This is a genomic window from Uliginosibacterium sp. 31-16, assembly GCF_030730865.1.
Lineage (GTDB): Bacteria > Pseudomonadota > Gammaproteobacteria > Burkholderiales > Rhodocyclaceae > Uliginosibacterium.
The window spans coordinates 81391-105244 of the sequence record NZ_JAVALZ010000004.1; the positions used below are offsets into that span (position 1 = coordinate 81391).

Below are 23854 nucleotides of genomic sequence, written 5' to 3' on the forward strand. Positions count from 1 at the left end.
GCCTTAAATTCCCGTCACCATGCGACTCAGCCTCCCTTCCTCTTTCCCCTGGCGCCGGCCTCATGAGCTCACGGCCTGGCGGCCGAATGCAAATTCGGTCCTGCGTGGTCTGATCGGTCTTTGTGCACTGCTGCTGTGCTGGCAACTGGCCGGCCTGCTGGCACAGATTCTCGGCTGGCAATCTGCCCATCCTGCACTGGCGCTGCCTGCCCCGCCGGCCACCGACAACAGCGCGGCCCGCACAGCGCTGACACGCTGGTTTGCCAGCGCGGAAGCCGACAAACCGGCCAGTTCGACGGCGGGTCTGCAACTGATTGCCGTGGTCGCCGGCAAGCATGGTGTGGCGCTGCTCAGCGGCGTGGAAAACGCCCCTTCCGCCCATGCCGTCGGCACGGAGGTTCGCCCGGGCCTGCGTCTGCTTGAAGTGCTGCCCGACAAGGTCATCTTCGAGCAGGCCGGGGCCCGCAGCGAACTGGCGTTCCCGGCGGCACCGGCCAATCTCATTGCATCGCCGGGGCTGCCCGCACCGGCAGCCAAACCGACCCTTGCCGCGGCCGCATCGGCCCCCGAAACCGTCGTAAGTACCGGCATTTCGCGCGGACAGATGGCCGGCATTGCCCAGGGCGGCAACCTCGGCGACTGGGACAAGGGACTGGCCAATTTCGCCAGTGGCGGCATCCGCGTCACCTCCGCTCAGGCGCAACCGCTGGCCAAGGTATTGAACTTGCGCGATGGCGACATCATCCAGCGCGTCAACGGGCGGGATCTGAAGCAGCTCGCCGATATTTCCCTGATTTACCACCATTTCAGCCAGTCGCCTGAGGTCACCCTGACCATCCTGCGGGATGGCAAGCCGCAACAACTCAACTTCAAGATCCAGCCATGAAAGTCAAAGCCCTCACTGCTGCCTGCCTGTTGTGCTTCGCCCTCGTATCCTCCGCCCAGGCGGCCGATGAACGGGTGACACTGAATTTCGTCAACTCGGATCTTGAGGCCACGCTCAAGGCGGTGACCATCATCACCGGCAAGAGCTTCGTGATCGACCCCAAGCTCAAGGGCACGGTCAACATCGTGTCCAGCCAGCCGGTCGAACGCAATCTGGTGCTGCCCATCGTGCAGAGCGCGCTGCGCCAGCAAGGCATCACCCTGATCGACAACGGCACCGTGGTCAAAGTGCTGGCTGAAGGCGATGCCAAACAACACGCCAGCCCGCTTGTACTGGGCAAGGGCGCGATTGGTACGGGCGACAAGTTCGTCACCCAGGTCTATCCGCTGCGCTTCGAGTCAGCGACCCAGCTGGCCCAGGTGCTGCGTCCGATGCTGGGCGCCAACAGCGTGATTGCCGCCTATCAGGCCGGCAACGTGCTGGTGATCAGCGATTACGCGGAAAACCTGTCGCGCATCAACCGCATGATCGAGCACATTGATCAGGCGCCGAACAGCGATGTTCAGGCCTTCCCGATCAAGAGCGCATCGGTGCTGGATGTGGCCCAGACAATTGCCCGCCTGATGCCGGAGGTGGTGGTGCAAGGCGTCTCGGCTCCCGTTCCGGTGCCGGATGGCGTCAAGCGCGTGCTGGTGGTGACCGATACGCGCAACAGCCAGCTTCTGGTGCGCAGCGAGTCGGCCACACACCTGAACCAGATCAAGCGCATCGTGGAAATGCTTGACCGCGAAGGCGCTGCCGGCAGTTCGATGCACGTGGTTTACCTGCGCAATGCCGAGGCCGCGCGCCTGGCGGCCACCCTGCGTGGCATCCTGACCGGGCAGGACAGCGGTGGCGGCAGCTCCAGTCCTTCCGCCAGCACCAGCACGGCCAGCGGCAGCAGCAATCAAGCCTCCCTGACGGCCGCTTCGGCCTCCACGCAAAGCTCCACCAGCACCGGCAATACCGCCACCAACGTCAAGATTGACGGTGCATCGGTCATGATCCAGGCCGACTCGGTGACCAACTCGCTGATCATCACGGCGCCGGATCACATTTACAACGACATCCGCGCCATCGTCGAGAAACTCGACGTGCGCCGCGCCCAGGTTTATGTCGAAGCCATGATTGCCGAAGTGAATGTGACCAAGGCGGGCGAGTTCGGCTTCCAGTGGGCCGTGGCTGGCGGCGGCAGCAAATTCGCCGGTGGCGTGATTTCGTCACTGTCCGGCGGGTCCAACAGCATTGCAACGATTGCCAGCGGCTTGCTCAGTGATACCGCCACAGCGGTACCCGAAGGTTTCAACGTCGGCCTGTTCAATGGCGACCCCACCAATGGCACGGCCTCACTGGGCGCCCTGGCCTCCGCCATCGAGAAGTCCGGCGACGGTAACGTGCTGTCCACACCGAATCTGCAGACCCTGGACAACGAAGAGGCCCGCATCGTGGTCGGCCAGAACATCCCGATCATCACCGGCACCCAGCTCTCCAGCAGCAACTCCAACCCGTTCACCACGGTCGAGCGCAAGGACATCGGCATCAAGCTGAAGATCAAACCGCAGATTTCCGAAGCCGGTGCAATCACCCTGAACGTCGCGCAGGAGGTTTCCAGCATCGACACCACGGTCGCCACCAGCGGCACGGGCATCGCCACCAAGGTGCGCACCATCGAGACCAAGGTGCTGGTCGACGACGGCCAGATCATCGTGCTGGGCGGCCTGATCGAGGACCGCCAGACCACCAGCGACAACCGGGTTCCGGTACTCAGCTACATCCCGCTGATCGGCCATCTGTTCCGCTATCAGAGCCGGACGCATGAGAAGGTCAATCTGATGGTCTTCCTGCGTCCGACCATCCTGCGCGATGGCAAGGCCAGCGCCACCATGGCCAATGAACGCTATGAGTATCTGCGCGCACGTCAGGGCGAATTCACCCTGCCCCACAGCTTCATGCTGCCGGACATGCCGACCACCCAGCTGCCACCGCTGTCCTCACCGCCCGCTGCTGCCGAGGCGAGCCCATCCGCTGCACCTGCCGCAGCCCCGGTCAAGCCATGAGTGATCGTCTGCTCAGTTTTGCCCACGCCCGCGAATACGGACTGTTCGATCAGGGCATTGAGGATGGCGTGATGCAGGTGTGCTTCCGCCAGGGAGGTGACGCCGGCATGCTGGCCGAGCTGCGGCGCAACTTCGACGGCCCGCTGAAGCTGGAAGTGCTTGAGCCTGCCGTCTTCCAGGAGCGTCTCGCCCAGGCGTTCAATCAGGGCGGCACACGCGCCTCGCGCATGGTGGAAGACATCGCCGACTCGGTTGATCTCTCCAGCCTGCTCGAGGAAATGCCCGAAACCCAGGATCTGCTGGAGGCGGAAGAAAACGCGCCGGTGATCCGCCTGATCAATGCCCTGCTGACCGAATCGCTGCGCGAAGGCGCCTCGGACATCCACTTCGAGCTGTTCGAAAGCCGTGCCACGGTGCGCTTTCGCATCGACGGCGGGCTGCGCGACGTGATCGAACCACAACGCGGACTGCACGCAGCCATCGTGTCACGCATCAAGATCATGGCCGGACTGGATATCGCCGAGAAACGCCTGCCGCAGGACGGTCGCATCACCCTGCGTCTGGCCGGTCGCCCGGTCGACGTGCGGGTATCGACGCTGCCCACCGCGCACGGCGAGCGCGTCGTGCTGCGTCTGCTCGACAAATCCGCCAACCGGCTGGATCTGGACAGCCTCGGCATGCCGGCGGCCACGCTCACGCGCATGCAGGGCCTGCTCACCCAGCCGCACGGCATCCTGCTGGTAACCGGCCCCACCGGCTCGGGCAAGACCACCACGCTGTACGCTGCACTGGCCCAGATGGATGCCCGCGAGCTGAACATCATGACGGTGGAAGATCCGGTCGAATATGAACTCGACGGAGTGGGCCAGACCCAGATCAACTCGCGTATCGAGATGAGCTTCGCACGGGCCTTGCGCGCGATCCTGCGGCAGGATCCGGACGTGATCCTGATCGGCGAAATCCGCGACCTGGAAACCGCCCAGATCGCCGTGCAGGCCTCGCTGACCGGTCACCTCGTGCTGGCAACGCTGCACACCAACGACGCGCCCAGCGCGATGACACGCCTGATCGACATGGGCGTGGAGCCTTTCCTGCTCGCCTCATCAAGCATCGGTGTGCTGGCTCAGCGCCTGGTCCGCCGATTGTGCCCGGCCTGCCGGGTAGCCTACCAGCCGGACGCCGCCGAACAGGCTTTGCTGGGCATCCCGGCGAATCACACGCTGTATCGCGCCGGCAGTTGCCCGGCGTGCGCGCAGACCGGCTACAAGGGACGTTCAGGCGTGTATGAGCTGATGGTCTTCGACGAGTCGACGCGCAGCCTGATCCACGACGGCGCCAATGAGCAGGTGCTGCGGTCCCATGCAGCCGAACGAGGCATGCTCAGCCTGCGCGATGACGGCTTTGACCGCGTTCGTACCGGCATCACCTCGCTCGATGAAATCCTGCGCGTCACCCGCGAAACCGAAGGCTGAGCAGCCCCGGGCAGCACGCCAGCCCGGGCGCCCATGGCGCCCGGGCTTTTTCATGCCTGCCTGAAGAGCCGCTCCGCGCCTTGATCTGCAGCATATGCCTTCGCCAAGCAGCGCCAATTCTGGCTTTGCATCAGCATGCCTTGAAGATGGCCGCCAGATGCGGCTGTGCAAAGACCGCAGGGCGTGCTCGTGCACCGGCGGTTGATCCTCGATACCCGTGCCGTGCGATTTTCGGGAGCCACCACAACGCTCCACCCCGCCTCATCATCGACTGATCAGCGCCTTCATCCAGTCAAGCAATACCGCAGGCAGGCGCGCGGGCTCGCGGATCATGGCGTAGTCCCTGCCAAAAATCCGCGGAAGATAATCCCGATGTGACTGGTCGATGGTGAGGCAGAAGACAGAGACGCCCTGCATCGTCGCTTCAACAACCGCCTGACGGGTATCCTCCAGCCCGTATCGGCCTTCGTATTCATCCACGTCATTTGGCCGGCCATCCGAGAGCAGCAGCAACAATCGATGTGCGGACGCCTGCTTCATCAGGCCTGCAGTCGCATGCCGCAACGCCGTGCCGGCACGGGTCGAGTGTTCGGGCTCCAGCCCGGCGATCCGTTGTGCGATGGCGGGGCCGTGAAGCTCATCGAAACGCTTGATCTCGCGCACGACAACGCCCTGTCGCGACTCGCCTGAAAACGCCTGTACCGCATAGCGCACGTCGGTCCGCTCCAGAGCGATGCTGACAAGAAGCAGCGCCTCGCGCGCAACATCGATCACCCTGTGCCTGCCGCTGACCCATGCATCCGTAGAACCGCTGACATCGATAAGCAGGGAGACGGCAATATCCCGGTCCTGCCGTCGCCTGTTCTCGTAAAGCCCGTACTCCGGGGCGTGGCCGCTGCGCAAATCCGCGAATCGATCGAGACAGGCTTCGACATCGATCTCGTCTCCATCAAGCTGGCGGCGAAGCCTGACGGGTTCTGCGCGGAGCATTTCAAACCGCCGGCGAATGGCCATCAGCGCAGCACTGTGCGCAGAAAGCGTTTTGCGCACCCACTCATCCGGGCCAGGAAGCGCTGTTGCGCTATGCACGATCGCGCCAGACGGGCGATAGGCGCCAAGACGATAGTCCCACTCCGGATATTCCAGAACCTCCGGGACCGGCCGTGGCCTGTCTGGCGCCATTTCCGGACGCAGCGCAGAGGGAAGCTCGTCCGAAATGAAACAGTCTTTGGTCGTCTGCATTGTCCGCACCAGCTGAGCTTCAGACAGTTCGCTCAGCGACTCGCCGAAATCGTTGAGCGGCGTCTCATCATCGCGGTCCATCGGGCGGTTCATCCCATAAGGATCTTCAGCGTGCTCATGTGGCTGTGAGGTCTGCACCATGAACGCGCCGGGCTTCTCGTCTTGCGCTTCCCCGGCATCCCGGACCCGTGGTCGTCTGGCAAGCTGCGCGCTCCGTGATGGACGATTAGCGGCCTGAGCATCAGGTGCCTCCGGAACATTCGACTGCAGCGTTCTGGCGCCGGGCTCGGGTTGCAGCAATTCGCCGGTCCACCAGTCCTTGAGCAGGTGCACTGCCGTCCGCGACGACGAGCCAATGTTCCTCATCCATGCCTCACCGAGACGACAAGACTCTTGCAATGAATCCGCTGGCGTTGTGCAGATCCCCTGCCTGGCAGATCCGCCGACAGGCGAAGCAAGCAGGGTACAGGCAAAGTCCTCCAGCAAACGCGCAGCAGAATCACGCGGAGTGAGCGAGGATCGGAATTGCAGGCTCTCGCTGCGCATTGCCGCAAGCTCGTCTGCCAGACCAGGCAACATCGTGACGAGGCAATGGTCAGCCGAATTCGCCTCCAGCAGAAGATAAATCCCGGACGTCAGCGGCGAGGACAAGTCCGGATGGCATGCAGCACTGCCACGAACCAGGCGCATCGCTTGCCGGAGACAGGCCACACGATAGCGCGCCGCTCCAAGCGCAACATCCGTGGTTCCAGCGTCCGCCGGGAGGAAAATTGCCACTCCATCGGTTGCGGGAAGGCCGCCCCGGGGAATGCTCCGAGCACGCTGCAGCATGCGCTTGAAGAATGTGGGCGGCGCGGGTGGCTGTGCCCGCTTTATGGAAAAGCTGCGACCGAAGACTGCATGGACAAGCAGCTCGTTCTGACGGCGCAAGTCGGCCAGCGACACCAGCGGAGTCTCTCTGGCCGCGCGATGTTTACGCCACATGGTCTGCGAATAGATCGTCAGATGGCGTGCGGCATCAGTGATGACATCCTCTGCTTCGGCGATGGCTAGAGACTCCGGAGACGTGGACGTAAGGCGTGTGCAGTGCTGCGCTCAGGCAAAACTCAGCCTGACCAGATCCCGCATCGCAGCGACGAGAGATTCATCATCGGACAAAGGCGAAACCAGGGCCACCTCGCATGCCAGATGGATCGGAATGCCGGAAACGGCAAGGCGTCCCACAGCCACAAGGAGACGCGTTCCCGGTACTTCGGCAAGACCGCTGTTTTCGAGTGCCCTGATCCTGCGCCCCAGGCTGACAAGGCCGCGAGCCATTCCCATATCGATCCCGGTTTCATGGGCAATGATTCTGGCTTCCGCAGCTTCGTCCGGAAAACCAAGATCGAGCGCAACAAACCGCTGCCGGGTGCTCGGCTTGAGGTCCTTGAGCATGCGCTGGTACCCCGGGTTGTACGAGACCACCAGCTGGAACCCCTCCGCCGCCTTGATTTCTTCACCGGTCTTGTCGATGGGCAGCAGCCTGCGATGGTCACTCAGGGGATGGAGTACCACCACCGTGTCCTGACGAGCCTCCACGATTTCATCCAGGTAGCAGATGGCGCCGCTACGCACTGCGCGTGTCAACGGACCGTCCTTCCAGACAGTGCGGTCGTGTTCGACCAGAAAGCGCCCGATGAGGTCGCTCGCACTCAGATCATCGTGGCAGGAGACGGTGATGAGCGGCCGCCTCAGTCGCCACGCCATGTACTCGACGAAGCGCGTTTTGCCGCAGCCGGTGGGGCCTTTGAGCATGACCGCCAGTTTGTGGGCATGGCATTGTTCGAAGACACTGACTTCTTCCGCGTGAGCCAGGTAAAAGGGAGGCGTCTGGTCACTGCGTAGCCTGTCGACGCCACCTTGCTCAAGTAATTCGCGGCTACCCATACTTCACCGGATCCGTTTCAGCACGCAGATTTCCTGTCGGGCGGTCTTTCAGATCGTCGTCTTCAGGTTCCAGATGAAAGCGTGGCGCGTGCCTGAAGAAATCGTAGATGAAGAGCACGACTCCAACGGTAAAAATCGAAGCTGTCGCTATCAGCATGAGGAAGTGGACCTGGATCTTCAACTGCGTATCCAGATAACCCAGGCCAAGGATACGTTCGAGATATACCTGACCGATACCTGCCGTAGCAAAAGACAGAGTCATGCCGAACATGCCCCCCAATTGCAGCCAGAAAGACCAGTAGCCTGCAGCGCTGCCGCCTTCCTTGCGCCCCGTGATGGAAGGCAGCGCATAAACGATCATCGCCAGGACAATCATGGCATAAGCACCGTAGAACGCGGCATGGCCGTGCATGGCTGTAATCAGCGTGCCATGTGTCCATTTGTTCACGCTGGGAAAAGTGTGGGCAAAACCGAGCAGACCGGCACCAAAGAGGGTGAATACGGCGCTGCCCAATGTCCAGTGCAAAGCCAGCTTGTTGGGGTGAGCAAGCCCGGAGCGTCGCAGTGCGGAATAAGCGTAGATCGCCATGCCGACCAGGGCAACGGGTTCAAGCGCACTGAAGATTCCACCAATGGGAAGCCAATACGCCGGCACCCCCACCCAGTAATAGTGATGCGCGGTTCCAAGAATCCCCGCGATGAAAACAAGACCAACGATCACGTACAGCCATTTTTCCATCACCTCACGGTCCGCTCCGGTGAGACGAATCAGGAGGTAGGCCAGGAAGCCACCTTGAATCATCTCCCACACGCCTTCCACCCAAAGGTGGATGGTCCACCACCGGTAGTAGATGGATACGGTGTAGTTGGAATAGTGCAGAAGCGCAGGCAGGTAAAGCAGAGCAGCGCTACCCAGACCAAGTAGCAGAACGCCTTCTGTCGTGGTGAAACGACCTGACTTCTTGATCGTCATGCCGACGTTGTAGAGGAACATCAACATCACGACGACAATGGTTATCTTGTGGGGTATGGGCTGCTCAAGCAGCTTGTTGCCTGCACCATAGCCGAAGAGGTAACCGATGACGGCCGTCACCCCCATAAGCAGCCACAACCCGAGCTGGATGTACGCCAGCTTGACGCTGTGAATTTCTGTCCGTGACTCTTCAGGCACGAGCCAGTATGTAGCGCCCATGAAACCGGTCAGCACCCATACGATCAGAAGATTGGTGTGGATGACCTTCGTGACATCGAAAGGCAGCAGATTGATGAGCGGATCCGGGCCCAGATACTTGGTGGCCGACAGCAGCCCAAAGACCAGCTGAAGTCCGAAAAGCACCATGGCGGCGGCAAAATACCAGTATGCAACGGACTGCGATTTGTAACGCATGGATCACTCCCTGTTTCGATGCTGGCCCGACGGGATTAACCGTCCGGCCGCTAGCCTATTTCAAACTGCCAAGGTAGGCAGCGAGGTAGTCAAGTTGCTCAGGTTTCAAACTCTGCCCATACGTGTTCGGCATAAATGAGATGCCGTTGGCTGAATAGCTCGCTCCCGTGACGACATAGGCGCTCGGATCATGAATTGATTCGCGGATGTAGCCGGCAACGTCCTTCGCCTGTCCCTTGTAGGCATGAGAAGAAATGATCTGCTGGGCGCGAGCACTCACCCCAGCCAATGAGGGCCCAACCATATTCACACCGGGAGCGATCGAATGACATGCATTGCAGGAAGGGCTGACACTGTTGAACAAGGCCTGACCTAGCGCGACAGGATCGTCCGCAGTAGAAACGGAGCCCGCCGTGGCCGCCTGTGTGTTAGATGTCGCCGCCACCGACTGCTGCTGGGCTACCGTCCTGTCAGTGCCGGGGATCGTGGCGCCTGCAACCAGAATAGGCCGCGGTGGCCATCCCTGGTTATCCACCTTGCTGACCCAGTCCAGGAATGCGATGAGATCCAATATTTCAGTGTCGCTCAGATTCTGCGCAGGCATCACTCGACGATACTTGGCTTCATCGTAGAACTTCGACGGATCGCGCAGAAAGGCTTCGAGGTAGGTGTTGCCCCTGAGCTGCGTGATCTTGGTCAGGTCAGGGGCGTAATACGCCCCCTCGCCAAACAGGGTATGGCAATTGATGCAGTTTTTAGCGTGCCAGATGTCTTTGCCGCGAGAGACTGCAGGGGTGATGTTATCGGCATTGGTCAGTTTCCCGAACTGCCTGTGACTATCGATTGTGAGGACAAGGAAAACCAGCGCAGATACAGCTGTCGCAGCCCCGGCGAAGAGACGTGTTTGTCGTTTATTCATGAGGGCTCTCTATACGCTAATGCCTGTCCAGTAAACGGCAGAAATATAGGCCGCGTAAAGGATCGTGCTCATCATCAGGGCGAGAATCACGTAACTCAGTATCTTCAAAACTGCATGGGTAGTTGAAGCTTGCATCTTCGCTCCTTCGTTAACAAACAGTCTGTCTTTCAGCGCTGCTTGATGAGTTCAAGAAACACTAGGTCCTAAAACAGGGGATTGAAAGTTGCAGCGCACAATACAGACGCTTTGTTACGCAAGACAACGGGAGTTATGAATCCGACATGCAAGTAGGGTGATCAGAACAATGCAGCCATCTGCCTGGATACTGAGGCAGTGATCGCTCCCGTAGATAAAAAGGCCTCAAATAAGTTGAGACGCTACATTGGCTTGCATTGCTCCCTGCACGCAAACCTTGCCGGAATTCGGCGCAGTTAGCCCTGCTGCAGGGCCACGATGCTGTGTCTGGGATGAGGATTGAGGAGTGACTGACATCCGCTCTCGCGAACACCGCTGTTCAAAGCGAAAACCCCAACCCGGCATGACGAGGATGCCAAGGCGGCGAATATGGCACGAACGATGGCAGACTACTTCCGGCTTCTGTTGTGCCGGCAAAAGAAAATCGGCCACAGATTCCTCTGTGGCCGATTCATGGCCTTACACAACCCTTCTGTACTCACTCATGTGCCGGCCGCAGTGTATTGCACGGCACCGGCACACGCGTTAGTGCAGACAAGGTGATCAGTTGCCGCCCAGCTTGATGCCGGAAGCCTGTGCTTCAGCATCGTAGCGGTGACGATTAACGATACGCTTGTCGCGCGGGTGGGTACCCGGCACGGCAGAGATGAGCGCCTTGGTGTAAGGATGGTCCGGAGCTGAGCAGATCTTCATGGCCGGGCCATGCTCCACCACTTGCCCCTTGTACATCACCGCCACGCGGTCGCAGAAGTAACGGATCACGCCGATGTCGTGCGACACGAGGATGAAGCTGAGGCTCAGCTTGTCCTGCAGGTCGAGCAGCAGATCCAGCACTTGCGAACGCAGGGTCACGTCCAGCGCCGAAGTTGCTTCGTCGGCGATGATCAGACGCGGGTTCAATGCCAGCGCACGGGCAATACCGATACGCTGACGCTGACCACCCGAGAAGGCGTGCGGATAACGCTCCATTGCCGCGCCCGGAATACCCACCGTTTCCAGCAGTTCCTCGGTGCGCTTGCGCAGGGCCTCACCCGTGTGGGTGCCGGCCACCAGCAGCGGCTCACCGACGATCTGACCGATGGTCATCCGCGGATTCAGCGATGCAAACGGATCCTGGAACACCATGCGGATTTCGCGGTGGACCTGACGCAGCTCACCGGTCTTGGCCTTTGCCAGGTCGGTGATGCGGCCATCGGCCATGCGGAACAGCACTTCACCGCCGGAACAGCTCAGCACACGGATCACGCAGTTACCCAGCGTGGTCTTGCCCGAACCGGACTCACCCACGATACCCAGGTTCTCGCCTTCAAACACGTCCAGCGAGACGTTATCCAGAGCCTTGAACGGGGGGTTGGCCTTGCCCATGAAAGTCGAACGTGCCGGATAGATCTTCGACACGCCACGGATTTCCATCAGCTTCTTGTCCGTTGCGCGGGAACCACGCGCTGCACGCGCCGAAGTTTCCAGCTTGCGCACGGAATCGATCAGCTGCAGGGTGTAGGGGTTCTTGGCTTCGTAGAAGATCTGTTCAGCGGAACCGAACTCCAGCATCTTGCCGTTCTGCATCACGCCGATTTCGTCAGCGATTTCAGCCACCACGCCCATATCGTGCGTGATGAACAGCACAGCCATGCCGTAGGAGGTCTGCAGCTCCTTGATCAGCGCCAGGATTTCAGCCTGTGTGGTCACATCCAGAGCGGTGGTCGGCTCATCGGCGATCAGGATCTTGGGGTTGCAAGCCAGCGACATGGCGATCATGGCGCGCTGACGCATGCCACCCGAGTACTCGAAGGTGTACTTGTCGATAGCCACGCCCGGGTTCGGGATTTCCACACGGCGCAGCAGTTCAATGGCGCGGGCACGAGCTTCGGCCTTGTCCACGTTCTGGTGCAGCAGGATGGTTTCCATGATCTGGTTGCCGATCGTGTGGATCGGCGACAGCGAGGTCATCGGCTCCTGGAAGATCATGGAGATTTCATGACCCCGGATGGAGCGGATTTCCTTGCTGCGCTCATGCAGCTGAGCCAGATTCTGACCTTTCGGATCCTTGCCGTAGTACAGCACGTCACCGCCCATGATCTTGCCGGGAGGATCAACGATCTGCAGGATGGAACGGGCCGTTACAGACTTGCCCGAACCGGATTCACCCACGATACACAGCGTCTTGCCGCGCATCATCTTGAAACTGATGTCATCGACCGCCTTGACAGCCTTGTCGCCCGTGCCGAAGTAGGTCTTCAGGTTACGGACGTCGAGGATGATGTCGCTCGACGGAGTTTGGATTGAAGTATTCACGGTATCAACCATTCCTGGAATTAGTGCGAGTACGGGTCGGCTGCATCACGCAGACCATCACCGAAGAAGTTCATCGCGAGCACGGAGATCACCACCATCACACCAGGCAGGAACAGCCACGGAGCATTGGAAATGACGCTGATCTTCTGCGCATCCTTGAGCAGAACACCCCAGCTGATTGCCGGCGGCTGCAGACCCAGCCCCAGGAAAGACAGCGTGGTTTCGGCCAGAATCATGGACGGGATGGCCAGTGTCACGGCAGCAATCACGTGCGACGCCATCGAGGGCAGCATGTGACGGAAAATCACTCGTGCTTCCGAACAGCCATCCAGCTTGGCGGCGATCACGAACACTTCACCGCGCATGGCCAGGAACTTGCCGCGAATCACACGCGCCAGGTGGGTCCAGCCAATCAGCGAGATGATCACCGTCACCGAGATATACACCAGATGCGGCGGCCAGTTACGCGGCAGGGCAGACGCCAGGGCCAGCCAGATCGGGATCGTCGGCAACGACAGGATGAACTCCACGAGACGCTGGATCGCCCAGTCGATCTTGCCACCGTAATAACCCGAAACACCACCCAGTGCGATACCCAGCACGGTAGACAGGATCACCCCGATCAGACCCATGGACAGTGTGAAACGCGCACCGAAGATGACTCGGGAGAGCATGTCACGACCCAGCTTGTCGGAGCCGAACAGGAACATCTTCTCACCCTGTTCTTTCGGTCCGAACAGATGGAGATTGGTTTCCCAGATGCCCAGCATCTTGTACTCGTAACCCTTTGCGAAAAATTCCAGATAGGTTTTTTCGTCGGTCTTTACGTAGGTCGGTGCCAGGGTGACCGGATCACGCGTCAACGTGAACTTGTTCACGTAGGGCTTGAATCCGTCGAAGTGAAGCACTTGCGGCGGCTGATACACCGTCCGGCTGGAAGGATCTTCCGGGCTGAACGGAGACAGGAACTCCGCAAAAATTGCCACCACGTAGAGCAACGCCACCAGCACCATGCTGGCATAGGCCACGCGGTGTTTGCGGAAGCGCGCCCACATCAGCTGCCATTGCGAGGCATACTCGATGCCGCCGCGCAGGTTGGCCATATTGACCTGCGCAGTCTCTTGTTTGTTTTCTTCGCTCATTGTTCCAACCTAATCCGCGGATCGAGAATAACCAGGAGGATGTCGGACAGCAAAGTGCCGACAACCGTCAACAAACACACTACCAGCAGGATCGTGCCAGACAGGTAGATATCCTGCGACATCAGGGACTGATACAGCATCGGGCCCACGGTCGGCAGGTTCAGCACGATGGAGATGATCACCGCACCCGAAACCAGGTTAGGCAGGATCCAGCCGATCGAACTGACAAAGGGGTTGAGTGCAATGCGCACCGGATACTTGATCAGCAACTTGACTTCGGAGAGACCTTTGGAGCGGGCCGTCACCACGTAAGGCATGTACAACTGGTCAATCAGGTTGGCACGCAGAATCCGGATCAGGCCGGCAGACGAGGCCGCACCCATGATGATCATCGGGATCCACAAGTGGTGCATCAGGTCATAGACACGAGCCAGAGACCAGTCAGCCGACTGAAACTCGGGCGAGAAAAGGCCGGTTACATCCTGGTTGTAATACTTGGATGCGATGAACATCATCACCAGCGCAAGCAGGAAGTTAGGCACTGCCAGGCCGATAAAACCAACGAAGGTGAAGAAATAATCACCGATTGAATAGCGCTTGACGGCTGAATACACGCCGATCGGCAGGGCCAGGGCCCATGTAAACAGCATGGCTGCAACGGACAGGATCAGGGTCAGGCCAATACGCTCACCAACCAGATCCTTCACCGGAGATTGCCATTCAAAGGAATAACCGAAATTCCCGGTCACGATCCCGCCGATCCAGTAGAAATACTGGATGAGGATGTGCCGATCAAGACCGAACTGATGACGCAAGTCAGCCATTTTTTCAGGACTGATGGTCTCGCCGGAACTGGCTGCCGCCGCAGCATAGCTATCAACGAAGTCGCCAGGAGGCAACTGGATCAGGATGAATACCGTCAGCGATACCATGAACATGAATGGAATCGCCGAGAGCATGCGTTTGAATATGTAGTTAAGCACGGCTTGACTCTCTAACGTAACCTCGACGGGGCCCGGAGACTTTCGCCTCCGGGCAGGGGGTATTACAGGCTTACTTTACAAAAGACCACTGTTGCACCAGCGACGGTCCCGGGGTCGGCCAGGTCCAGCCGTCAGGCATGATTGCCGGAGTGTTGACGATCCGCTTGTTGATCACGCCGGTGTTAGGCGCAGGCATCACGGTACCGATCACTTCGAACTCATTGGCAGCTTCTTCGAGGATCTGCTTGAACAGGCCATCGGCTTCAGCTTCAGTCTTGGCGACTTGCCACTTGTCGAACAGATCCAGACGCTTGAGCATGCTGGGCGAAGGCTTCTCACCTTGCTTGCCATCGGTCAGGTAGTACTTGACCCAAGGCAGGCTCATACGCGACTCGGTGGCGTGAATAGCCAGCCAAGGACGCGGGTTCATCGTCGGATCCAGACCACCAGAGAACACATCCAGGGAGATGTCGTACTGGTTGGTGTTGGCACGGTCATAGAACAGGGAACGTTCGGAGGAGTTGATCACCAGTTCCACGCCGATCTTGGAGAAGTGCTTGCGCAGCAGCTCCGAGGTTTCCATCAAGGCGGCATTGGAGATCATGACGATCATGCCCAGCGAAACACGGCCACCTTCCGGGTACTGACGGAAACCGTCCGAACCCATCTTCAGGCCGAGTTTGTCCAGCATCTCATTGGCCTTCTTGATATCCAGGGCCAGATACTGGGTTGCCAGCTTCTCGTTGTAGAACTTCGAAGCCTTGTGCGGACCGGACTGCCACGGTTGGGACTGACCCAGATACACGATGTCGTTGATTTCACGACGATCAATCGCGTGCGACAAGGCGATACGGAAATCCTTGTTGCGGATCAGCTTCTGCAGCTTGGCATTCGAAGTCGAATGGTTCAGCCACAGACCAGCCTGGTTGGCATTGATACCGGCAGAAGGCAGCAGTTTGTACCCGCCACGAGCCATGTTTTCGGACAGAACCGGACGGTTCGTGATGCCCGAGATATGGCGCTGCTGATAATCAAGCTGACCATTGATGGCGGCCAGCAGGATGGTTTCCACTTCGGAAATCAGCTGGAACTGAACGCGGTCAATGTAAGGCAGCTGGTTGCCGGCAGTATCGACCTGCCAGAAGTACGGGTTACGCTCCAGCACAACCTTGGTGGCAGAACCGGTGTACGGCTCCTTGATGACCCACGGATCCATCACAGGCTTGCTCGGGTTACCCCAGCGAGCCGGGATTTCAATGTCGCCACAGAAGTTGCGGAACAGCTGGCCCCAGTCCTTGGCATTGTTCTGCTTGATCAGATCAGCCACATTCGCGTTGTACTTCGGATGGAACTGGCTGCAGTACTTCTTCTGGAACAGGGTCGGATACTGGTCAACCGGGGTCGCCAGTTTTTCCAGGAACGGCAGATACGGCTTGGCAAACTTGAACACGACGGTGTAGTCGTCGGTCTTGGTCACCACAACCGGCGTACCGCCAGGCTGGAAATCGGCCGGCACGGCGGACAGGAAACCTTTGTTGGCCAGCACATCGTTCATGGAGAACAGGATGTCGTCAGCGGTGAAAGGCGTACCGTCAGACCACTTCGCACCTTGACGCAGCTTGAACGTGTAGCTGGTTGCATCAGGGCTGATGGTCCAGCTCTCAGCCAGATTCGGCTCAATCTTGTTGAAGCCATCCACACCCCAGCGCACCAGCGACTGGTTGCCAATCACACGCAGGATGGCGTTGTGGTCGTTGTTGGAACGCATGGCGGTACGCAGGGTGCCGCCGTACTGACCGACACGGTCCAGCGGCTTGATCACTTGCGGCTTTGCGGGCAAGCGCTGATCTACAGGCGGCAAGGCCTTGTTGTTCGCCAGCATGGGGGCCTGGTTATAGGCCAATGCGAGCGAAGGAACGGCTACAACGGCAACCGCAGCAACGGCTACCGCCAATCGAGAGGGAATCAACCTCATCACGTCCTCCTAGTTTGAAATACCGGGTTTGGTGAAAGTCTGTGCAGTACCGGGCCACTGCGCGCGTCAAGTATAAGCACAAACCCCAACTAATCCTACCATCAAGCGGCCTTATGCGTATGGGCGAAAAAAAAACGTCAGGAAACCGCAAACTGCTGCTGAATGCTTCTTGCAGAAACACCCGGACCTGACATTTTTTCGCCTTGCACGACGACCTGCTACGGCGCAACCTTAGCGGGGCCATGGCGGCTGGCATTTGTGCCAAATCAAGTCCGCCACGACTTTCCCTAGGGTTAACCCTGAACGCATTGTATCTGAACAAAAAAATCCCGCCACCGCAGCGCAGCAATGCCGGACAGGGCGTTCAAGCTCAAGGCGGATGAGAGAAAAGCCGTAACAGCTTCAAGGCCTCTGCCGGCTCATTCAGCCCCTACTGTCACCATGATCATTGCCCTCATTGAAGACACGCCGGTCAACCTGCTGATCATGCAAAGCCTGGTCAAACGCCTGGAGGCGCACGACTGCTCCGTGTTTTCGGACCCGGAGCTCGGTCTGGCCTGGTGTCTGGACAACGAACCGGATCTCATCATCGTTGATTACATGATGCCGCGTCTGGATGGTCTGGAATTCATCCGCCGTTGCCGCGCCACGCCTGCGCTGCGGGAACGCCCGATCCTGATGGTCACGGCGGCGGCCGACAAGGAAGTGCGTTACGCCGCACTTGAGGCGGGCGCTACAGACTTTCTGACCAAGCCCATCGACAAGCACGAATTCATTCCGCGGGTCCGCAACATGCTGGCATTGCGGGCGGCAATGGCCGCCTCAACGCATCGCGCCGACGAACTGGCGATCGCCGTCCGGCAGGCCACCGAAGAAATCTATCAGCGTGAGCGCGAAACCATCATGCGCCTGGCGCGTGCTGCCGAATTCCGTGATCCGGAAACCGGCGCCCACATCCTGCGCATGGCCCATTACTCAGCCACCATTGCCCGTCACCTGGGCCTGCCGGAGGAAACCGTCAGCCTTTTGCTATCGGCCGCGCCGATGCACGACGTGGGGAAACTCGGCACGCCAGACCACATCCTGCTAAAACCCGGGCGGCTGACTCCGGAGGAAATGGCGATCATGCGTCAGCATGCCGTCATTGGTTATGAAATCCTGTGCAATTCCAGCTCCCCGATGCTGCAGATTGCCGCTGAAATAGCCCTGAGCCACCACGAAAAATATGATGGTTCGGGCTATCCCGCCGGCAAATCGGGGGAAGACATCCCGCTGATGGGACGCATCGTGGCGGTTGCCGACGTATTTGACGCCCTCACCTCTGACCGTCCTTACAAACAGGCGTGGACGCTGGAGCAAGCCTGTGAATATCTGCGGGCGGGACGGGGCACACATTTCGATCCGGTCTGTGTGGACCTTTTCCTTGAGCACTGGGAAGAGGTTCTCGATATTCACAGTCGCTATCAGGATTGATCAACCAACTCTCCGGGCCAATCAAGGAGCACCCGCCATGAGTCTTTCTCTCCCATCAGACAGCAGCATCTTCAACCGCCAATGGATTCTGGAACAGATCGGTGGCGATGAAGGATTGCTGCGCGAAATTGCCACCGTTTTTCTGACTGACGGACCGGATATCCGCCAGCGCCTGCTGGCCGCCCTGCGGGCTGGCGACAGTGTCGCACTGCATGCCACGGCGCACTGCGCCAAGAGTGCGGTGGGCAACTTTGGCTCCGAAGCGGCCGTTCTGGCGGCCGTGCATCTTGAGGACGCCGCCAAAAACGGCGAGACTGCCAGCTTCGCTATCCTGACAGACACGTTGTGCCAGGCGCTGATCGAGGTGGAAGACGCCTTGCGCCAGGAGGTGTCCTGACCCGTTCCCGATGCATCCTGCCCTCCGCCTCACCTTCGCCGGCCTGCTGTTGCTTGCCGTATTCCAGGCCCGTGCCGACGTCTACGGCTTCGTGGATGAAAAGGGCATTCCCAATTACACGGACATCCCTTCGGATCGCCGCGCCCGCCTTCTGTGGCGCGATGCGCGCGGCCCCAAAGCCATCTTCCTGCCGCTGGGCGGCAATTTTCTTTACAAGTTCCCGGCTGCGCTGCTGCCCGAAGTCGAGGCCGCGGCCCGCACGCACTCGCTGGACCCCCTGCTCCTCAAGGCGCTGGTCTCCATTGAAAGCCGTGCCAACCCGCGTGCCCGCTCACCCAAAGGCGCAATGGGCCTGACCCAGCTGATGCCGGGCACCGCCAAACGTTATGGTGTCACCAATGCCTATGACGTACGCCAGAATCTGAATGGCGGGGCACGCTACCTGCGGGAGCTGCTGACCCTGTTCCGCGAAGACGTACATCTGGCCCTCGCCGCCTTCAACGCGGGGGAAAATGCCGTCATCCGCCACGGCAACCGCATTCCTCCTTACGAAGAAACCCAGCGCTACGTACCGGCCGTACTGGAACAGATGGCGATATTCCGGCGCCAGAACACCCCTCGCATCTGACCCGGCAGTGCATCGGAGAGCCGCTCCGGACTAGCCTCTTCAGGCAGGCCTCCGGAAGAATGCCGCCCAGCCTGGCTCTTGACGCAGGCATCTCCGGAAAGCCCGTCCCATGCGGGTCGACAGCCACCCGCACTCCAAGCACTCACCCCGGCAAACCCAGTGCGCGCAGCAGCGCCGGAGCAATCGCCGTATCGGCCAGCACCATGCTGGCGCCCCCCAAGCGGATGGCGGTGCCGGGCATGCCATGCACCACCGAACTCGCCTGATCCTGTGCAATGGTCAGCATCCCGGCATCCCGCAAAGCCTTGAGCTCGGCCGCACCGTCCTTGCCCATGCCACTGAGCAGCACGGCCACCACCGAAGCATCGGCCGCCAGTGCGGAGCGGAACAGGCGCGACACCGCCGGCTTCACCCCATGCTCCAGATCGCCCTGCAGCAGATGCAGGCAGCGGTCCGTTCGCCACTCCATATGCAGTTTCTCCGGCGCCACATAGGCACAGCCGGGCCGCGGCGATTCGCCCTCGACCGCCAGACGTACATCAAAGGGCGTAGTCTGGCTCAGCCATTGGGCAAACCCTGCGGAAAACCCCGGCGACATGTGCTGCACGATCAGGATCGGCAGCGGGAAGCTGGCCGGCAAGCCCTTGAGTACGGTCTGGATCACCTGCGGTCCCCCCGTGGAGGCGCCGATCAGCAGCAATTCCGGGCGCCGCCCGCTCGATTTGGCCGCCGACACCGCCGGCCCGGCGGGCGCGGGGGTCAGGGCGCGCGATATGCCGCGCACGGCACGCCGCGCCGCCATGGCCCGGAAAGTCGCCAGCAAATCATCCTGTCGCTGCCGGCTATCCGGTGTATTGCCTGCCGGCGGTTTCTCCAGAATGGCCAGCGCCCCGGTCTCCAGTGCGCGAAACGCCATCGACACCAGCCGCGGCTCATACGTCGAACTGACGATCACGATCGGCACCGGCGAAGCCGCCATGATCCGCCGGGTCGCCTCGAAACCATCGATATCGGGCATGGTGATATCCATGCACACCACATCAGGCTTCAGGCTTGCCGCCATGGCAACGCCTTCGACCCCGTTGCGGGCAATCCCCAGCAGAACAAACGCGGCATCGCGCGCAAACAGGCTGGCCAAGTGGCGCGCAGCCAGCGGCGAATCATCGACAATCAGAAGTTTGATGGCAGTCATGGGGTCAGAAACAGGCGCTCATCTTCTTTGTTGCGGCTCAAAACGTCACAAACTTGAGCCTGAACATGGCAGTCATCAAACGATGCCGGCGCCACCCCGGGCTCAGGGTAAAATCGCAGGATGATCAGCCCCAGCACCCCCGCCTTCGTTCACCTGCGCCTGCACACCGAATTCTCGATCGAGGACGGCATCACGCGCATCGACGACGTGGTCGCCGCCGCCGCCGCAGACGGACAACCCGCTCTGGGCATCTCGGATCTGGCCAACCTGTTCGGTATGGTCAAGCATTACAAAGGCTGCCGGGGCGCCGGGATCAAACCGGTGATCGGTGTAGACGCCTGGATCACCAACGAAACCGAACGCGACAAACCCTTTCGCGTCCTGTTGCTGGTCAAGCACCGCGAGGGCTACCGCCAGCTCTGCGAACTGCTCTCGCGCGCCTATCTGGAAAACAAGTACCGTGGTCGCGCCGAACTCCGCCGCGACTGGCTGGACGCGGCCTCGGTGTCGGGCCTGATCTGCCTGTCCGGCGCCATGCACGGGGACATCGCGGCGGCCCTGGCCTCCGGCAATCAGGCTGCGGCACAAGCGCTGGCGCAGGACTGGGCACAGCGCTTTCCCGACAGCTTCTATATGGAGATACAGCGCGCCGGCCATCCCGGTACCGATGCCCATGTGCAGCAAGTCCTGCATCTGGCTGACGAAACCGGCCTGCCGGTGGTGGCCACCCACCCGGTGCAGTTCCTCAAGCGCGAAGATTTCAAGGCCCACGAGGCGCGCGTATGTATTGCCCAAGGCTACGTGCTGGCGGACACGCGCCGGCCCAAACCGTTTACCGAAGAGCAGTATTTCAAGACCCAGGCCGAGATGGTCGAGCTCTTCAAGGACATCCCGGAAGCCCTGGAAAATGCGGTTGAGATCGCCCGGCGCTGCTCCCTGTCCGTCGTGCTGGGCAAGAACTATCTGCCGCAATTCCCGACGCCAGACGGCATGACGCTGGACGATTTCCTGATCCACGAAGCCAAAAAAGGACTGGAAGAGCGTCTCGAATCGCTCTATCCGAATGAGGAAGAGCGCGAACGCGAACGCCCGCGTTATTACGAGCGCCTCAAATTCGAGACCGACACCATCGTGCAGATGGGCTTCCCTGGCTACTTCCTGATCGTGGCGGACTTCATCCAGTGGGGCAAGAACAACGGCGTACCCATCGGCCCGGGTCGGGGTTCCGGCGCCGGTTCGCTGGTCGCCTACTCGCTGAAGATCACCGATCTGGACCCAACCGCCTACGCCCTGCTCTTCGAGCGTTTCCTGAACCCCGAGCGGGTGTCGATGCCTGACTTCGACATCGACTTCTGCCAGGAAAACCGCTACCGCGTAATCGACTATGTGCGCGAGCGCTACGGCCATGACGCCGTCTCGCAGATCGCCACCTTCGGCACCATGGCCTCGAAGGCTGTGGTGCGCGACGTCGGCCGCGTGCTGGACCTGCCCTACGGCCTGTGCGACCGGCTCTCCAAGCTGATCCCGATCGAGCAGAACAAGCCGCTGGGTCTGGAAGCGGCCCGCGAAGCCGAGCCCGGCATCAATGAAATGATGAGCGAATCCGGCGACGGCGAGTCCGTTTCCGAGCTCTGGGAACTGGCCCTGCCGCTGGAAGGCATGACCCGCGGCGTCGGCATGCACGCCGGCGGCGTGCTGATCGCGCCGGGCAAGATCACCGATTTCTGCCCGATCTATCTGGCCGACGGCGACGATGCCGTAACCGTGTCCCAGTTCGACAAGGACGACGTCGAACAGATCGGCCTGGTGAAGTTCGACTTCCTCGGCCTGCGCAACTTGACGATTATCGAGCTGGCGCTCAAATACGTCGAAAAGCTCACCGGCTCGCGCCCGGACCTGATGAGTCTGGGCTTCACCGACCCTGCCGCCTACCAGATCCTGAAAGACGCCAACACCACGGCAATCTTCCAGGTGGAATCGGACGGGATGAAGAAGCTTCTCAAGAAGCTCGGTCCCGACCGTTTCGAAGACATCATCGCCGTGCTCGCGCTCTACCGACCAGGCCCGCTGGGCTCCGGGATGGTGGACGACTTCATCTTGCGCAAACAGGGCAAGCAGGAAATTGACTATTTCCACCCGGATCTGAAAGCCTGTCTGGAGCCGACCTACGGCGTGATCGTGTATCAGGAACAGGTGATGCAGATCTCGCAGATCATCGGCGGCTACACGCTGGGCGGCGCCGACATGCTGCGCCGGGCGATGGGCAAGAAGAAGAAGGAGGAGATGGACAAGCACCGCGCCACGATTGCCGAGGGCGCGGCGAAAAAGGGCTACGACCCGGCGCTGGCCGAACACCTCTTCGATCTGATGACCAAGTTCGCGGAGTACGGCTTCAACAAGTCGCACACCGCCGCCTACGCCGTGGTGACCTACCACACGGCCTGGCTCAAGGCCTACCACTGCTCGGCCTTCATGGCCGCGACCATGTCCTCTGATCTGGACAACACGGACACGGTCAAGATCTTTTATGAAGACACGATCGCCAACAAGATCGTGGTCCTGCCGCCAGACGTAAACCACTCGAATTACCGTTTCGAGCCCACCGATGCGAAGACCATCCGCTACGGCCTCGGTGCGGTGAAAGGCTGCGGCGAACCCGCCGTGAAAGGCATTCTCGCGGCCCGCGAAGCCGGCGGGCCGTTCAAGGACATTTTCGATTTCTGCGCCCGCATCGACCGCCGCGCCGCCAACCGCCGCGTGGTGGAAGCACTGGTGCGCGCCGGTGCGCTGGACACCATCGCCCCGCTGGCGCCGGACGGCAAACCCCACCGCGCCAAGCTGCTGGCCACTGTCAGCACGGCCATGGAGGCTGCCGAACAGGCGGCAGCCAGCGCAGGACAAGGGGGCCTCTTCGACATGGGCGACGGCCCCTCGGAAATCGCCCCCGAATACATCGACGCTCCGGTGTGGAACGAAAAGAAACGCCTGACCGAAGAGAAAACCGCCATCGGCTTCTTTCTCTCTGGCCACCCCTTCAACAGCTCGGCTGCCGAGGTACGGCGTTTCGTGCGCAGCCCGCTCTCGCGACTTGAGCCCAAGCGCGAACCGCAAATGCTCGCCGGCGTGGTCTCGGCACAACGCATCAAGATGGGCAATCGCGGCAAGGTAGCCTTCATCACGCTCGACGACGGCAGTTGCGCGCGTGACGTCACGGTCTATGCCGAAGTGCTGGAGGCCAGCAAGGGCAAGATCATGCAGGATGAGGTGCTGATCGTCGAAGGCAAGGTCAGCGCCGACGATTTCGCAGGAGAAGGTGCGCTACGGATCATCGCCGAGCGCCTGCTGACCTTGGGCGAAGCCCGTGGCCGCTATGCGCGCCTGCTCAATCTGCGCATCAACGGCGAGGTCGCTGCAGCCGGCGGCGGCAAGGCCGCGGTCAACCGCCTGCTCGAATTACTGGGCCGCTACCGCGGCACGCGCGAGGAAGGCTGCTGTCCGATCCGGGTGCGCTACAGCAACGGCAATGCCGTGGCAGATTTGCCACTGGGAGACGGATGGAGGGTAAGACTGGATGATCCGCTGCTGGAAAATTTGCGAGAATGGCTATCATCAGAGAGTGTAGAAATCGTTTACCAATAGCCGGAGC

At 60.4% G+C, this 23854-nt stretch carries 16 protein-coding genes; 7 read left to right on the forward strand and 9 right to left on the reverse strand.

All coding sequences use genetic code 11. The annotated features are described in order from the left end of the window. The first annotated feature begins 19 nt into the window (after positions 1-19). From Q9Q94_RS15395 to gspE, 3 genes are read left to right on the forward strand one after another with little or no spacing between them, the layout of a single operon-like run. Positions 20-886 carry a type II secretion system protein N gene (locus Q9Q94_RS15395; protein ID WP_305981010.1) on the forward strand — a complete coding sequence of 289 codons (867 nt, stop codon included), beginning with the start codon at positions 20-22 and terminating at the stop codon, positions 884-886. Beyond that, positions 883-2982, forward strand: coding sequence for a type II secretion system secretin GspD (gene gspD, locus Q9Q94_RS15400; protein ID WP_305981011.1), 2100 nt, complete (start codon positions 883-885; stop codon positions 2980-2982). Before Q9Q94_RS15395 ends, gspD begins: the two co-directional genes overlap by 4 nt. After that, complete coding sequence (gspE, locus tag Q9Q94_RS15405) at positions 2979-4454, forward strand: type II secretion system ATPase GspE (protein WP_305981012.1); 1476 nt, start codon at positions 2979-2981, stop codon at positions 4452-4454. The genes gspD and gspE overlap by 4 nt, the downstream gene beginning before the upstream one ends. A 264-nt stretch (positions 4455-4718) precedes the next feature. On the opposite strand, the gene Q9Q94_RS15410 is transcribed toward gspE, so the two are convergent. The 8 genes from Q9Q94_RS15410 to Q9Q94_RS15445 form a co-directional block, all read right to left on the reverse strand. After that, positions 4719-6680 (reverse strand): nitric oxide reductase activation protein NorD, encoded by a 1962-nt coding sequence (locus Q9Q94_RS15410; protein ID WP_305981013.1) that lies wholly within the window; start codon positions 6678-6680, stop codon positions 4719-4721. A gap of 111 nt (positions 6681-6791) precedes the next feature. Beyond that, positions 6792-7622 (reverse strand): CbbQ/NirQ/NorQ/GpvN family protein, encoded by an 831-nt coding sequence (locus tag Q9Q94_RS15415; RefSeq protein ID WP_305981014.1) that lies wholly within the window; start codon positions 7620-7622, stop codon positions 6792-6794. Then, positions 7615-9009: a cbb3-type cytochrome c oxidase subunit I gene (locus Q9Q94_RS15420; protein ID WP_305981015.1), complete on the reverse strand. Its 1395-nt coding sequence runs from the start codon at positions 9007-9009 to the stop codon at positions 7615-7617. Before Q9Q94_RS15420 ends, Q9Q94_RS15415 begins: the two co-directional genes overlap by 8 nt. 55 nt (positions 9010-9064) lie before the next feature. Further along, a complete protein-coding gene (locus Q9Q94_RS15425; protein ID WP_305981016.1) occupies positions 9065-9928 on the reverse strand; it encodes a c-type cytochrome in 864 nt (287 codons plus the stop codon). Between the two features lie 738 nt (positions 9929-10666). Further along, positions 10667-12418 carry an ABC transporter ATP-binding protein gene (locus tag Q9Q94_RS15430; protein WP_305981017.1) on the reverse strand — a complete coding sequence of 584 codons (1752 nt, stop codon included), beginning with the start codon at positions 12416-12418 and terminating at the stop codon, positions 10667-10669. A gap of 20 nt (positions 12419-12438) precedes the next feature. Continuing rightward, a complete protein-coding gene (locus Q9Q94_RS15435; protein ID WP_305981018.1) occupies positions 12439-13560 on the reverse strand; it encodes an ABC transporter permease in 1122 nt (373 codons plus the stop codon). Beyond that, positions 13557-14543, reverse strand: a complete 987-nt coding sequence (locus Q9Q94_RS15440) for an ABC transporter permease (protein ID WP_305981019.1) — start codon at positions 14541-14543, stop codon at positions 13557-13559. Before Q9Q94_RS15440 ends, Q9Q94_RS15435 begins: the two co-directional genes overlap by 4 nt. Before the next feature lie 70 nt (positions 14544-14613). Further along, positions 14614-16518, reverse strand: coding sequence for an ABC transporter substrate-binding protein (locus Q9Q94_RS15445; RefSeq protein WP_305981020.1), 1905 nt, complete (start codon positions 16516-16518; stop codon positions 14614-14616). 441 nt (positions 16519-16959) lie between these two features. Here Q9Q94_RS15445 and Q9Q94_RS15450 point away from each other — a divergent pair, with 441 nt between their 5' ends. From Q9Q94_RS15450 to Q9Q94_RS15460, 3 genes are read left to right on the forward strand one after another with little or no spacing between them, the layout of a single operon-like run. Next, positions 16960-17991, forward strand: a complete 1032-nt coding sequence (locus Q9Q94_RS15450; RefSeq protein ID WP_305981021.1) for an HD domain-containing phosphohydrolase — start codon at positions 16960-16962, stop codon at positions 17989-17991. 37 nt (positions 17992-18028) lie between these two features. Continuing rightward, a complete protein-coding gene (locus Q9Q94_RS15455) occupies positions 18029-18388 on the forward strand; it encodes an Hpt domain-containing protein (RefSeq protein ID WP_305981022.1) in 360 nt (119 codons plus the stop codon). 10 nt (positions 18389-18398) lie between these two features. Continuing rightward, positions 18399-19016, forward strand: a complete 618-nt coding sequence (locus Q9Q94_RS15460) for a transglycosylase SLT domain-containing protein (RefSeq protein ID WP_305981023.1) — start codon at positions 18399-18401, stop codon at positions 19014-19016. A gap of 142 nt (positions 19017-19158) precedes the next feature. On the opposite strand, the gene cheB is transcribed toward Q9Q94_RS15460, so the two are convergent. Continuing rightward, the gene (cheB, locus tag Q9Q94_RS15465; protein ID WP_305981024.1) at positions 19159-20208 is read right to left on the reverse strand and encodes a chemotaxis-specific protein-glutamate methyltransferase CheB; all 1050 of its coding nucleotides are present in this window, start codon (positions 20206-20208) and stop codon (positions 19159-19161) included. 120 nt (positions 20209-20328) lie between these two features. On the opposite strand from cheB, the gene dnaE reads away from it, so the two are divergent. Continuing rightward, complete coding sequence (dnaE, locus tag Q9Q94_RS15470; protein ID WP_305981025.1) at positions 20329-23847, forward strand: DNA polymerase III subunit alpha; 3519 nt, start codon at positions 20329-20331, stop codon at positions 23845-23847. Positions 23848-23854 lie beyond the last annotated feature (7 nt).

Excerpts from the sequence above, each read along its gene's own strand:
- Q9Q94_RS15395 (WP_305981010.1), top strand. The coding sequence starts at position 20 with ATGCGACTCAGCCTCCCTTCCTCTTTCCCCTGGCGCCGGCCTCATGAG.
- gspD (WP_305981011.1), top strand. The coding sequence starts at position 883 with ATGAAAGTCAAAGCCCTCACTGCTGCCTGCCTGTTGTGCTTCGCCCTC.
- gspE (WP_305981012.1), top strand. The coding sequence starts at position 2,979 with ATGAGTGATCGTCTGCTCAGTTTTGCCCACGCCCGCGAATACGGACTG.
- Q9Q94_RS15410 (WP_305981013.1), bottom strand. The coding sequence starts at position 6,680 with ATGTGGCGTAAACATCGCGCGGCCAGAGAGACTCCGCTGGTGTCGCTG.
- Q9Q94_RS15415 (WP_305981014.1), bottom strand. The coding sequence starts at position 7,622 with ATGGGTAGCCGCGAATTACTTGAGCAAGGTGGCGTCGACAGGCTACGC.
- Q9Q94_RS15420 (WP_305981015.1), bottom strand. The coding sequence starts at position 9,009 with ATGCGTTACAAATCGCAGTCCGTTGCATACTGGTATTTTGCCGCCGCC.
- Q9Q94_RS15425 (WP_305981016.1), bottom strand. The coding sequence starts at position 9,928 with ATGAATAAACGACAAACACGTCTCTTCGCCGGGGCTGCGACAGCTGTA.
- Q9Q94_RS15435 (WP_305981018.1), bottom strand. The coding sequence starts at position 13,560 with ATGAGCGAAGAAAACAAACAAGAGACTGCGCAGGTCAATATGGCCAAC.
- Q9Q94_RS15445 (WP_305981020.1), bottom strand. The coding sequence starts at position 16,518 with ATGAGGTTGATTCCCTCTCGATTGGCGGTAGCCGTTGCTGCGGTTGCC.
- Q9Q94_RS15450 (WP_305981021.1), top strand. The coding sequence starts at position 16,960 with ATGATCATTGCCCTCATTGAAGACACGCCGGTCAACCTGCTGATCATG.
- Q9Q94_RS15455 (WP_305981022.1), top strand. The coding sequence starts at position 18,029 with ATGAGTCTTTCTCTCCCATCAGACAGCAGCATCTTCAACCGCCAATGG.
- Q9Q94_RS15460 (WP_305981023.1), top strand. The coding sequence starts at position 18,399 with ATGCATCCTGCCCTCCGCCTCACCTTCGCCGGCCTGCTGTTGCTTGCC.
- cheB (WP_305981024.1), bottom strand. The coding sequence starts at position 20,208 with ATGACTGCCATCAAACTTCTGATTGTCGATGATTCGCCGCTGGCTGCG.
- dnaE (WP_305981025.1), top strand. The coding sequence starts at position 20,329 with ATGATCAGCCCCAGCACCCCCGCCTTCGTTCACCTGCGCCTGCACACC.